Source organism: Leclercia sp. LSNIH3 (genome assembly GCF_002935105.1).
Lineage (GTDB): Bacteria > Pseudomonadota > Gammaproteobacteria > Enterobacterales > Enterobacteriaceae > Enterobacter > Enterobacter adecarboxylatus.
The window spans coordinates 3908481-3921010 of record NZ_CP026387.1 but is presented as its reverse complement, the minus strand read 5'-3'; the positions used below and the strand labels follow the sequence as shown (position 1 = coordinate 3921010).

10 protein-coding genes are annotated in these 12530 nt (G+C 57.5%); 2 read left to right on the top strand and 8 right to left on the bottom strand.

The window, feature by feature from the left end:
- Nucleotides 1-3: 3 nt before the first annotated feature.
- Entirely contained in the window at nt 4-921 is a 918-nt protein-coding gene (rnz, locus tag C3F35_RS19035; RefSeq protein ID WP_103792204.1) for a ribonuclease Z, read from the top strand.
- A gap of 66 nt (nt 922-987) precedes the next feature.
- A complete protein-coding gene (locus C3F35_RS19030) occupies nt 988-1992 on the top strand; it encodes a chemotaxis protein (RefSeq protein ID WP_032612759.1) in 1005 nt (334 codons plus the stop codon).
- Nucleotides 1993-2356: 364 nt separating this feature from the next.
- Here C3F35_RS19030 and nuoN read toward each other — a convergent pair whose 3' ends face one another.
- The 8 genes from nuoN to nuoG form a co-directional block, all read right to left on the bottom strand.
- Nucleotides 2357-3814, bottom strand: a complete 1458-nt coding sequence (nuoN, locus tag C3F35_RS19025; RefSeq protein ID WP_032612766.1) for an NADH-quinone oxidoreductase subunit NuoN — start codon at nt 3812-3814, stop codon at nt 2357-2359.
- A 6-nt stretch (nt 3815-3820) separates the two neighbouring features.
- On the bottom strand, nt 3821-5350 hold the full coding sequence (nuoM, locus tag C3F35_RS19020; protein WP_032612768.1) for an NADH-quinone oxidoreductase subunit M: 1530 nt from the start codon (nt 5348-5350) through the stop codon (nt 3821-3823).
- A gap of 75 nt (nt 5351-5425) precedes the next feature.
- The gene (gene nuoL / locus C3F35_RS19015) at nt 5426-7267 is read right to left on the bottom strand and encodes an NADH-quinone oxidoreductase subunit L (protein ID WP_103792205.1); all 1842 of its coding nucleotides are present in this window, start codon (nt 7265-7267) and stop codon (nt 5426-5428) included.
- Nucleotides 7264-7566: an NADH-quinone oxidoreductase subunit NuoK gene (nuoK, locus tag C3F35_RS19010; protein ID WP_032612773.1), complete on the bottom strand. Its 303-nt coding sequence runs from the start codon at nt 7564-7566 to the stop codon at nt 7264-7266. The genes nuoL and nuoK overlap by 4 nt, the downstream gene beginning before the upstream one ends.
- Nucleotides 7563-8117 (bottom strand): NADH-quinone oxidoreductase subunit J, encoded by a 555-nt coding sequence (gene nuoJ, locus C3F35_RS19005; RefSeq protein WP_032612775.1) that lies wholly within the window; start codon nt 8115-8117, stop codon nt 7563-7565. Before nuoJ ends, nuoK begins: the two co-directional genes overlap by 4 nt.
- An 11-nt stretch (nt 8118-8128) precedes the next feature.
- Nucleotides 8129-8671 carry an NADH-quinone oxidoreductase subunit NuoI gene (nuoI, locus tag C3F35_RS19000; protein WP_003861491.1) on the bottom strand — a complete coding sequence of 181 codons (543 nt, stop codon included), beginning with the start codon at nt 8669-8671 and terminating at the stop codon, nt 8129-8131.
- A 13-nt stretch (nt 8672-8684) separates the two neighbouring features.
- Nucleotides 8685-9662 carry an NADH-quinone oxidoreductase subunit NuoH gene (gene nuoH / locus C3F35_RS18995; protein ID WP_032612777.1) on the bottom strand — a complete coding sequence of 326 codons (978 nt, stop codon included), beginning with the start codon at nt 9660-9662 and terminating at the stop codon, nt 8685-8687.
- Entirely contained in the window at nt 9659-12385 is a 2727-nt protein-coding gene (gene nuoG, locus C3F35_RS18990) for an NADH-quinone oxidoreductase subunit NuoG (protein ID WP_103792206.1), read from the bottom strand. The genes nuoH and nuoG overlap by 4 nt, the downstream gene beginning before the upstream one ends.
- Nucleotides 12386-12530: the final 145 nt, after the last annotated feature.

Genomic DNA, 12530 nt, shown 5'->3' with positions numbered 1-12530 from the left:
ATTATGGAGCTGCTTTTTTTAGGAACATCTGCTGGCGTGCCGACCCGGACGCGCAACGTCACCTCAATTTTGCTGGATTTACAGCACCCGACCCGCGGTGGCTTGTGGATGTTTGACTGTGGGGAAGGCACGCAGCATCAGCTGCTCCAGACCGCAAGCCATCCCGGCAAGCTGGATAAAATCTTCATTACCCACCTGCATGGCGATCACCTTTTTGGTCTACCGGGGCTGCTGTGCAGTCGCTCGATGGCGGGCAATCTCCACCCGCTGACCATTTACGGCCCGCCCGGGATCCGTGAATTTGTCGAAACCAGCCTGCGCATCAGCGGCTCCTGGACCGATTATCCGCTCGAGATTGTCGAGATAAGCGCAGGAGTGGTGTTCAGCGATGATGCCTGGACCGTGACCGCGGCCGCGCTGAATCATCCCGTGGAGTGTTACGGCTATCGCATTGAAGAGCAGGATAAACCCGGCGCCCTGGATGGCGCGGCGCTGATTGCCGCCGGAGTGCCCTTCGGCCCCCTGTTCCAGCAACTCAAGCGCGGTGAACGCATCACGCTAGACGATGGCCGGACGATCGATGGCGCAGACTATCTCTCCCCGCCCCGCCCGGGCAAGAAACTGGCTATCTTCGGGGATACCGCCCCCTGTGAGAACGCCCTCGCGCTGGCCAGGGGCGTCGATCTGCTGGTGCATGAAGCCACCCTGGAATCGGCGATGGAGGAGAAAGCTAACAGCCGCGGCCACAGTTCAACGCGTCAGGCCGCCATGCTTGCCCGCGAAGCGCAGGTGAAAAAACTGGTGATTACCCACGTCAGCTCGCGCTATGACGCCGGGGGCTGCGCCATGCTGCTGGCCGAGTGCCGCGACCTGTTTGCCGACAGCGAGCTGGCAGAAGATTTTGCCGTGGTGCGCGTTTAACGCTCTATTTTTCCCCGGGTCTGCCGATAACCCTTAACAGGCAGGTATTTTTCACTCGAGGGTAGAATGGATAATTTCCAGAAAGACATTGATGACAGGGCAAATCTTACTCTGTCGAACCGTTTTGAGCTGTTGCTGTTCCGTCTCGGCACATCGATGAACGAAAATAAATCTGAGCTGTTTGGCATCAACGTCTTTAAGCTTCGCGAGATTGTGCCCATGCCAGCGTTCACCAAACCGGCGGGCATGAAGTCACCCCTGATGGGGATGGTCAATATTCGTGACCAGGTGATCCCGGTTATCGACCTGGCCGCAGTGGCCGGCTGCAAACCGGCGACAGGTCTTAACATTCTGCTGATCACCGAGTATGCCCGCAGCGTGCAGGCTTTTGCCGTCGAGTCGGTCGAAAACATTATGCGACTGGACTGGAAGCAGGTGCATGCGGCTGAAACCGCCGTCAGCGGACGCTATATCACCAGTATTGCCTGCCTGGACGAGAAGACGGATACCAACGATCTGGCGATGGTACTGGACGTTGAGCAGATCCTGTATGACATCACCCCGGCCAATCATGACCTGCACACGACCGACCTGAAAACCACCCAATTCAATATCAAGCCGGGTGCCGTGGCGATTGTGGCGGAAGACTCCAAAGTGGCGCGTTCGATGCTGGAAAAAGGGCTGCAGGCGATGGCGATCCCGGCGCTGATGCATATCACCGGCAAAGAGGCGTGGGAGAAAATTGGCGTGCTGGCAGCGCAGGCGCAGGCAGAAGGCGTACCGATCACCGATAAGATCGCTCTGGTCCTGACCGACCTCGAGATGCCGGAGATGGACGGCTTTACCCTGACGCGCAAAATCAAAACCGACGCCATCCTGAAGGACATTCCAGTGGTGATCCACTCTTCCCTTTCCGGCAACGCCAACGAAGACCATATCCGCAAGGTGAAAGCCGATGGCTACGTGGCGAAGTTCGAGCTGAATGAGCTGTCGTCGGTGATTGAAGAGGTGCTGGAGCGCTCGACGAAGAAGATTGATGGACCGTTGATTAGTCGTAAGCAGTTGGCCTGATTTGCGTTTTTTTGCCCGGCAGTGCGTCGCTTGCACGGGCAGAGGCAGCAAACAGCAAGCATAAAAAAACCCGCTGAGGCGGGTTTTTTCGTTCAGTGCGGGCTGGTGCCCTCACCCCAGCCCTCTCCCACAAGGAGAGGGAGAAGACCATAAAAAAACCCGCCGAGGTGGGTTTTCGTTCAGTGCGGGCTGTTGCCCTCACCCGGCCCCCTCCCACAAGGAGAGGGAGAAGACCATAAAAAAAACCCGCCGAGGCGGGTTTTCGTTCAGTGCGGGCTGTTGCCCTCACCCCAGCCCTCTCCCACAAGGAGAGGGAGAAGACCATAAAAAAACCCGCCGAGGCGGGTTTTTGTTTTTACCTTGCTTACATCAGCGGCATCGCGTGCTGCACGATAGTGATCAGCGGCTGCGGATAGATACCGAAGATCAGTACCAGCAGGGCCGAGATCAGCACCACAATACCCCCGGCGCTGTACTGCCAGTTGCCTGGCGCATCGCGGTTGAGTTGCTGAGGCGCGCTCAGGTACAGGCTCACGGCCACGCGCAGATAGTAGTAGAGACCAATCGCGGAGCCGATAACTACACCCGCTGTCAGCCACCACAGACCCGCCTGCACACCCACTGCCAGCACGTAGAACTTACCGATAAAGCCCAGCGTCATCGGGATACCCGCCAGAGAGAGCATCATCACGGTCATCACCGCGGACAGGATCGGACGGTGCCAGAACAGACCACGGTAGGAGAACAGTGAATCTGCGTCCGGGCCACGGTACGGGCTGGACATTAGGCTTACCACGCCGAACGCGCCGAGGCTGCTGAACAGGTAACCGGCCAGGTAGACACCTACGGTCTCCATGGACATCTGGCCGCTCTGCAGCGCAATCAGCGCCACCATCAGATAGCCCAGGTGCGAGATGGAGGAGTAACCGAGCAGACGCTTGATGTTGGTCTGGCTCAGCGCCATCAGGTTACCGAAGATGATGGAGACGAAGGCAATGATACCCAGAACCACACGAACCGCTTCGCTCTCGCCTACCGGTGCGTACAGGAACAGGCGCATCACCACACCGAAGATAGCGATTTTGCTCGCTGTCGCCAGGAAGGTGGAGACCGGTGCCGGAGCACCCTGGTAAACGTCTGGCGTCCACAGGTGGAACGGCACCAGAGAGAGTTTAAAGCCGAGGCCCACAATCATCATGCCCAGACCTGCCAGCAGCAGCGGCTCATGCAGCATGCCGTCGCCGAGGCTCTTGCCGAGCGCTTCGAAGGAGAGGTTACCGGACTGAGCATAGATCAGCGCAATACCGAACAGCAGGAAGGACGAAGCAGCAGCAGACAGGATCGTATACTTGATACTCGCTTCCAGAGAGCGCTTCTGACGGAAGGCATAACCAATCAGGCCGAACAGCGGCAGAGAGATCAGCTCAATACCGAGGAACAGCGCCGCCAGATGATTTGCATTCGCCAGCAGAATACCACCCAGGGCGGCAATCAGAACCAGCAGGTAAAACTCTTCTCTGTTGTCGTTGTAGCCTTCCAGCCACGGATAAGCAAAGGTACAGGTTGCCAGGCTGGCTAACAGCACCAGCCCGGTGTACAGCATGGCGAAGCCGTCAACGCGCATCAGCGGCGTGACATCCATCGCACCCGCCTGGCCAACAAACCAGAGGGAGACTAACGCAGCGTTCAGACCCAGAACCGCCAGGGTGGCATTCAGGAAGTGATTGCGTCGCCACGCAATGGAGAGCATCACAACCACCACCGTCAATCCGACGATCAGCAGCGGTAGCAGCGCAATCAGTTGTTGTGGAGTTATTGTCATGGCGATTTACGGCCTTGTAGTAGAAGCAGAATTAACAAACCACTGCTGGATGTTGCCCATCGCGGAGTGCGAGGTATCCAGAATCGGCTGCGGATAGAAGCCCAGCAGCACCAGCAGTACGACCAGCAGCAGGATGATGAACAGCTCGCGCAGCGACATCCCCGGCAGCTCTTTGGCAGCGATTTCACTCTTCGCTTTACCGAAGTAAGCGCGGTGCAGCATCGCCAGTGAGTAAACCGAAGCGAACACCAGACCGAAGGTCGAAATCACGGTGATCATCGGCACCACTTTGAAGCTGCCGAACAGGATCATGAATTCGCCGACAAAGTTACCGGTACCCGGCATCCCGAGGGTGGCAACAGCGAAGAACATCGACATCGCTGGCAGCCATTTCATTTTGCCCCACAGACCGCCCATCTGACGCATGTCACGGGTGTGCAGACGTTCGTAAAGCTGGCCGCACAGGATGAAGAGGCCGGCTGCGGACAGACCGTGCGCAATCATCTGGATCACCGCGCCCTGGTACGCCAGCTGGCTGCCGGTGTAGATAGCAATCAGCACGAAGCCCATGTGGGAAACGGAGGTATAGGCGATCAGACGTTTGATGTCGTACTGCGTGAAGGCCATCCACGCGCCGTAGAAGATACCGATCACGCCGAGCCACATGGCAATTGGCGCGAACTCTGCGGAGGCGTTCGGGAACAGCGGCAGAGCGAAACGCAGCAGACCGTAGGCCGCGGTTTTCAGCAAGATGCCCGCCAGGTCAACGGAACCCGCCGTTGGTGCCTGGGAGTGCGCATCCGGCAGCCAGCCGTGCAGTGGAACCACCGGCATTTTCACCGCAAACGCGATAAAGAAGCCCAGCATCAGCAGGTATTCAACACCGTGTGACATCGGGGTCTTCAGCAGGTCCTGATAGTTGAAGGTCCAGACACCGGTCGCGTTGTAATGCACGAACACCAGCGCCAGGATGGCAATCAACATCACCAGACCACTCGCCTGGGTGTAGATGAAGAACTTGGTTGCCGCCGTGATACGCGTTTTACCGTCGGACGCCTTATGGCCCCACAGCGCGATCAGGAAGTACATCGGCACCAGCATCATTTCCCAGAAGAAGAAGAACAGGAACATGTCGATGGCAAGGAACACGCCGATAACGCCGCCCAGGATCCACATCAGGTTCAGGTGGAAGAAGCCCTGGTATTTTTCGATTTCTCGCCAGGAGCACAGTACCGCCAGAACGCCGAGCAGACCGGTCAGCACGACCATCAGCAGCGACAGACCATCAATCGCCAGGTGAATGGTAATACCGAAGCGCGGGATCCACGGCAGAATGAATTCAGACTGCCACTGCGGAATACCCGCAGACTGGGTCAGAGAATAGCCGCCTTGCAACCAGAGTTGCAGGCCAAGCGCAAGCGTCAATCCCATGGTGATCAGCGCAATCCAGCGCGGCATCTTCACGCCAAAGCGTTCGGTCTGCCAGCACAGGAAGCCGCCGATGAAGGGAATTAATATTAGCCAGGGTAGTAACATGGCGATTTGCATTCCTTTTTAAGGCCCCCAGCAGGGGCCTGATTTTCAACGAATTCGAATAAATTCACTTAACGATCAACGCAACACCATCAGCAGCGCCAGCACCACAACCGCACCGATGCTCATGGACGCCACATACCAGCGCAGATACCCGTTCTCGCTGAACAGCAGGCCTTTACCTGCAAAGCGGGAGAGGATCGCCGGAGTGTTCATCAGTGAGTTCAGCGGATCGCGTTTAATCAGCCACGCAATGCCGAGGAATGGTTTCACGAAGATCATGTCGTACAGCCAGTCGAAGCCCCACGCGTTGTACCACCAGGTGCCCAGCAGACGGCCCGGCGCACTGTTGGCAACGGCAGTCACCAGCGTACGTTTGCCCAGCCACAGCCATGCAGCAATCAGGATGCCCGCGATAGCGACCACACCGGAGGTGATTTCAAGCGTCAGAACGCGACCGTGCTCAAGCTCGGTGGTGTCCGGCAGTACGCCCTGCAGCGGTGGCACAATCATCGCGCCAACGAAGGTGGACAGCACCAGCAGCACAATCAGCGGCAGGTGGTGGGTGATCCCCTTCCCTGCGTGAGCGTGAATTTGTTCTTTACCGTGGAAGACGATGAAAATCATACGGAAGGTATACAGAGAGGTCATGAATGCACCGACCAGACCCGCAACCATCAGATTGATATGACCATTTGCCATGGCGCCCGCAAGGATTTCGTCCTTACTGAAGAAGCCCGCGGTGATCAGCGGCAGTGCCGCCAGCGCCGCGCCACCCACCAGGAAGCAGACGTAAACCAGCGGAATGGATTTGCGCAGACCGCCCATCTTGAAGATGTTCTGCTCGTGGTGGCAGGCAAGGATCACCGAACCGGACGAGAGGAACAGCAGCGCTTTAAAGAACGCGTGCGTCATCAGATGGAAAATCGCCGCATCCCACGCCTGTACGCCCAGCGCCAGGAACATGTAGCCAATCTGGCTCATAGTGGAGTAAGCGAGAACGCGTTTGATGTCGGTTTGCACCAGCGCGGCAAAGCCTGCCAGCACCAGCGTCACTGCACCGACGATACCGACCAGGTGCAGGATTTCCGGGGTCATCAGGAACAGACCGTGGGTACGTGCAATCAGGTAAACACCGGCAGTAACCATGGTCGCGGCGTGGATCAGCGCGGAGACAGGAGTTGGACCCGCCATCGCGTCGGCCAGCCATGTTTGCAGAGGCAGCTGTGCGGATTTACCCACAGCACCACCCAGCAGCATCAGCGTTGCCCACCACAGCATGTTGTTGCCTGCTTCGAAGTGCGCTGGCGCCAGTTCCACCATTTCGCGGAAGTTCAGCGTGCCCAGTTCGTTGTAGAGAATGAACAGCGCGAAGGCGAGGAAGACGTCACCCACACGGGTCACGACGAACGCTTTCATGGCTGCTGCGCCATTCTTCGGATCGGTGTAGTAGAAACCGATCAGCAGGTAAGAGCAGAGACCCACGCCTTCCCAGCCGAGATACATCAGCAGCAGGTTATCGGCCAGCACCAGAACGACCATGCTGGCGATAAACAGGTTGGTGTAGGCGAAGAAGCGGGAGTAACCCTCTTCACCGCGCATATACCAGGAGGCGAACATGTGGATCAGGAAGCCCACGCCGGTCACCACGGAGAGCATGGTCAGGGAGAGACCATCCAGCACCAGGTTGAAACCGATGTTGAAATCACCGACCGACATCCAGGTCCACAGCGGCACGCTGTAAGGCTGACGTCCGTTACTGAAGAAGTCGATACCCGCATACGCTGTAACCAGCGCAGCCAGACCAATAGAGCCAATGCCAACGGTAGCAGACAGATTCTCAGACCAGCGGCCGCGAGAAAATGCCAGCAGCAGGAAGCCAATCAGCGGAAAAATAATGGTTAAGGCAAGCATGTTCATCCACGCAACTCACTTACTGAATCGATGTTCAGGTTCTGGCGGCGACGGTGGAGCTGCAGTAACAGCGCCAGGCCAATACTCGCTTCGGCAGCCGCAAGGCTGATGGCGAGAATGTACATCACCTGACCATCGGTCTGGCCCCAGTAGCTCCCGGCGACCACGAAGGCCAGCGCGGCAGCGTTGATCATGATCTCCAGGCCAATCAGCATAAACAGCAGATTGCGGCGGATAACCAGACCGGTTAAGCCCAGCACGAATAAAATCGCTGCGAGGATCAGTCCATGTTGTAAAGGAATCATGCGCGTTCCTCCGTTTTTCTTTTCGCGCTGTCGTCCTTGCGGTTGCTCAGCACTTCACCACTACGCTCTTCGCGGCCCACGTGGAACGCGACAACCAGACCTGCCAGCAGCAGCATCGAGGCCAGTTCAACCGCCAGTACGTATGGCCCAAACAGGGTGATACCCACTGCTTTGGCGCTGATTGGCGTACCGTCGATACCCTGGTCGTTGACACCCAGAATGGCGTAGACGATCACCGCCAGCATGATGGCCGACAGAATTGCCGGACCAATCCACACCTGCGGTTTCAGCCACTGACGTTCCTGTTCGATTTCCGAGCCGCCCAGGTTCAGCATCATCACCACGAAGACGAACAGAACCATAATGGCACCGGCGTAAACGATGATCTCAAGCGCACCCGCAAAGTGTGCGCCCAGCGCAAAGAACACCCCGGAAATGGCCAGCAGCGAAATGATTAAATAGAGCAGCGCATGCACCGGGTTGGTGTGCGTAATCACTCGCAGCGTAGCCAGGATGGCGATCAGGCCACAGATATAAAAAGCGAATTCCATTGCCCCTCTCCTTACGGTAACAGGCTCTTGACGTCGATAGGCTTGGCTTCGTTCTCTGCTTCGCCCTTATCTTTGCCGTCGATTGCCATACCCGCCATCCGGTAGAAGTTATATTCCGGGTATTTGCCCGGACCGGAAATCAGCAGATCCTCTTTTTCGTACACCAGGTCCTGACGCTTGTATTCGCCCAGCTCGAAGTCCGGGGTCAACTGAATCGCCGTGGTCGGGCACGCTTCTTCGCACAGACCGCAGAAGATGCAGCGTGAGAAGTTGATGCGGAAGAATTCCGGGTACCAGCGACCGTCTACCGTCTCGGCTTTTTGCAGAGAGATACAGCCTACCGGACAAGCTACCGCACACAGGTTACAGGCAACGCAGCGCTCTGAGCCGTCTGGATCGCGCGTCAGCACGATACGGCCACGGTAGCGCGGCGGCAGATATACCGGCTCTTCCGGGTACATCCGGGTTTCGCGTTTGGCAAACGCGTGCAGGCCGATCATCCAGATACTGCGTACCTGGGTGCCGAAACCTACCAATAATTCTTTCAAGGTCATGGTCTAAAGCCCCTTATGGCTGCTGCCAGAGAATGACAGCCGCCGTTACCAACAAGTTGACGAGCGTCAGCGGCAGGCACACTTTCCAGCCGAAGGACATTACCTGGTCATAACGCGGACGCGGTAACGCTGCGCGAATCAAAATGAACATCATCATGAAGAACGCGGTTTTCAGCGCGAACCAGATGAACGGCGGTAAGAACGGGCCATGCCAGCCACCAAAGAACAGCGTTACCATCAACGCGGAAATGGTGACGATACCGATGTACTCGCCCACGAAGAACAGACCGAACTTCATACCGGAATATTCAATGTGGTAACCGTCGGCCAGTTCCTGTTCGGCTTCTGGCTGGTCAAACGGGTGACGGTGACACACCGCCACGCCCGCGATAGCAAAGGTAACAAACCCAAAGAACTGCGGGATCACGTTCCAGATATCAGCCTGGTTGTTGACGATGTCGGTCATGTTGAATGAACCGGCCTGCGCCACCACACCCATCAGGGAAAGACCCAGGAACACTTCGTAGCTCAGGGTCTGCGCAGACGCACGCATCGCACCCAGCAGGGAGTATTTGTTGTTACTGGACCAGCCGGCGAACAGCACCGCGTAGACCGCAAGGCCTGCCATCATCAGGAAGAACAGGATCCCGATGTTCAGATCCGCCACAACCCATGTCGGGCTAACCGGAACGATAGCAAACGCCAGCAGCAGCGAGGTAAAGGCGATCATTGGTGCCAGAGTAAAGATCACGCGATCCGAGAAGCGCGGAACCCAGTCCTCTTTAAAGAACATCTTGATCATGTCCGCGACCAGCTGGAGTGAACCACCCCAGCCCACGCGGTTCGGTCCGTAACGGTTCTGGAACAGACCGAGCAGACGACGTTCACCGAAGCTCATGAACGCGCCGCAGGTGACGACCACCAGCAGAATAACAACCGCTTTCAGGATGTTCAGCAGGATGTCGATAAGATCAGGCGTTAACCAACTCATGCTTTTGCCTCCTGCAGGTTATCAAGACGCGCGCCCGCCAGCACTGGCGCGATGCCAGGCATACCCATTGGCAGACCCACCTGCCCTGCTGTCAGACCTTCAGAGATAATCAGCGGCAGGCTGATTGTCTGGCCTTCGTAGCTAAAGCTGATGTTAGCGCCTGCGTTCACGCCAAGCTTCGCGGCATCTGCCGGGTTGAGCTTGATGTACGGCTGCGGCATACGGGTCTGGAAGACCGGGGAACGCTGAGACAATTCGTCGCTACCGAACAGATGGTAGTACGGCGCAATACGCCAGTTACCCTCTTCCGCCTGGAAGCTTGCCGGAACGGTGGAGAAGAACGCCAGACCGGTTTCGGAGGCTTCAATCAGGCGCACGCCCGGATCGCCGTGACGCAGAGAACCGCCCACTTCAGCCTGGAACTTGTTCCATGCCTGTGGTGAGTTCCAGCCTGGCGCCCATGCGAACGGGATCTGCGAACGCGGAGCAGACGGCTGGTTGTTCCCTTCCATTGAGAAGGCGAACATGGTGTCTTTATCCTGCGGCTGACGCGGTTCGTGCACGCTGATATTGGCGCGCATGGCGGTACGGCCGCTGTAGCGGTGCGGTTCACGCGCCAGTTTCTGGCCGCGAATACGGAAACTCGCTTCCGGCGCCGCATCTTTAATGCCAGCCAGCTGCGGCAGTTGTGCCACGGCAGCGTCGATCACGTGGTCGAGCTGGGTCCAGTCCACTTCACGGCTCAGCACGGTGCTGTGCAGGGAGTGCAGCCAGCGCCAGCTTTCCAGCATTACAATGCTGTTGTCGTAGTACGCCGGGTCATAAACCTGGAAGAAGCGCTGGGCACGGCCTTCGTTGTTCACAACGGTACCGTCGCTTTCTGCGAAGCTTGCTGCAGAGAGCACCAGATGCGCTTTGTCCATGATCGCCGTGCGCTGATGGTCGATAACCATCACCAGCGGCGCTTTAGACAGGGCAGCGTCCACGCGGGCAGCAGAAGCATGACGATGGAGATCGTTTTCCAGCACCACGACAGCGTCTGCAGCACCGGATTCCAGTTCGCTTAACGCCTCTTCCAGCGAGCCGCCGCCGATCATGCCCAGACCGATGCTGTTTACCGCACGGGCGATCATGGTCACGCCAACGTCAGCACCGCGACCTTTCAGGGCTTTAGCCACGTTGGCCGCCGCTTCAATGATCTCTGTGCTACCGGCGTTAGTACCGGAAATAATCAGGGGCTTTTTCGCACCGGCCAACGCCTGCACAATCACGTCAACCTTGTTCTGCAGATCGCGATCCAGGCCTTCAACGGCCGGGGCGCTGTTGTCCAGCGCGTGAGCGATAGCAAAGCCAAGACGCGCCTGATCTTCAACCGGGGCACGGTAGGTCCAGGCCGCGATGTCGTCCAGACGGGTGTTGTCGACGTTAGTGACAAACAGCGGATGCTTGGCGCGCTGACCGATGTTGAGGATCGCCGCGATCTGCCAGTCAGCCACTTTCTGGGCCGCTGCCATTTCACGTGCTTTACCCTTCACCGCCTGACGAACCGCCAGGGCAGCGCGCGCACCGGTCTGGGTTAAATCTTCACCCAATACCAGAACCGCATCATAAGATTCGATTTCGCGCAGCGCAGGGGTATGAATACCGCCTTCACGCAGCACTTTTAGCACCAGTTGCAGACGTTCCTGCTCGCCCTTAGCGATACCGGTGTAAAAGTTTTCCGCGCCTACCAGTTCACGCAGCGCGAAGTTGCTTTCGATGCTGGCGCGCGGGGAGCCGATACCGATCACTTTCTTCGACTGGCGCAGAATATCTGCCGCGCCCTGCATCGCCTGTTCGGCGTTCAGCGTGATCACGTCATCGCCACGGCGCTGAACCGGCTGACGCGGACGGTCTTTCAGGTTCACATAGCCATAGCCGAAACGACCACGGTCGCAGAGGAAGTAGTGGTTAACGGTACCGTTGTAGCGGTTTTCGATACGACGCAGTTCACCGTAACGTTCACCCGGGCTGGTGTTACAGCCGAGGGAGCACTGCTGGCAGATGCTCGGCGCAAACTGCATGTCCCACTTACGGTTGTAACGCTCGGAGTGCGTTTTATCCGTGAAGACGCCGGTCGGACAGATTTCGACCAGGTTACCGGAGAATTCGCTCTCCAGTACGCCGTCTTTCGGGCGACCAAAGTAGACGTTGTCGTGTGCGCCATACACGCCCAGATCTTCGCCGTCTGCGTAGTCTTTGTAGTAACGCACGCAGCGGTAGCAGGCGATGCAGCGGTTCATTTCGTGAGAGATGAACGGCCCCAGATCCTGGTTGCGGTGGGTACGTTTGGTGAAACGGTAACGACGGAAGCTGTGCCCGGTCATCACGGTCATATCCTGAAGGTGGCAGTTACCGCCCTCTTCACACACCGGACAATCGTGCGGGTGGTTGGTCATCAACCACTCCACCACGCTTTCGCGGAACTGTTTGGCTTCCGCGTCGTCGATAGAAATAAAGGTACCTTCGGCGGCTGGCGTCATACAGGACATCACCAGGCGACCACGCGTGTCTTCCGCGTTTTGATATTGCTTCACCGCACACTGGCGGCAAGCACCGACGCTCCCCAGCGCCGGATGCCAGCAAAAATACGGAATATCAAGGCCGAGGGACAGACAAGCTTCCAGCAGGTTGTCCGCGCCATTGACCTCGTATTCTTTGCCGTCTACATGAATCGTAGCCATTAGCATGCTTCCAGTTGGCTCGGTATAAACCGAGCGTTAATCAAAATTCTTCTTATCACCCTCACCCTACCCCTCTCCCTGAAGGAGAGGATATAGCCCGGTTTTCTCCCTCTCCCTTGAGGGAGAGAGCCGGCTTGAGAGGGAA

Coding starts and splice junctions, on each gene's coding strand:
- rnz (WP_103792204.1), top strand. CDS start 4: ATGGAGCTGCTTTTTTTAGGAACATCTGCTGGCGTGCCGACCCGGACG.
- C3F35_RS19030 (WP_032612759.1), top strand. CDS start 988: ATGGATAATTTCCAGAAAGACATTGATGACAGGGCAAATCTTACTCTG.
- nuoN (WP_032612766.1), bottom strand. CDS start 3,814: ATGACAATAACTCCACAACAACTGATTGCGCTGCTACCGCTGCTGATC.
- nuoM (WP_032612768.1), bottom strand. CDS start 5,350: ATGTTACTACCCTGGCTAATATTAATTCCCTTCATCGGCGGCTTCCTG.
- nuoL (WP_103792205.1), bottom strand. CDS start 7,267: ATGAACATGCTTGCCTTAACCATTATTTTTCCGCTGATTGGCTTCCTG.
- nuoK (WP_032612773.1), bottom strand. CDS start 7,566: ATGATTCCTTTACAACATGGACTGATCCTCGCAGCGATTTTATTCGTG.
- nuoJ (WP_032612775.1), bottom strand. CDS start 8,117: ATGGAATTCGCTTTTTATATCTGTGGCCTGATCGCCATCCTGGCTACG.
- nuoI (WP_003861491.1), bottom strand. CDS start 8,671: ATGACCTTGAAAGAATTATTGGTAGGTTTCGGCACCCAGGTACGCAGT.
- nuoH (WP_032612777.1), bottom strand. CDS start 9,662: ATGAGTTGGTTAACGCCTGATCTTATCGACATCCTGCTGAACATCCTG.
- nuoG (WP_103792206.1), bottom strand. CDS start 12,385: ATGGCTACGATTCATGTAGACGGCAAAGAATACGAGGTCAATGGCGCG.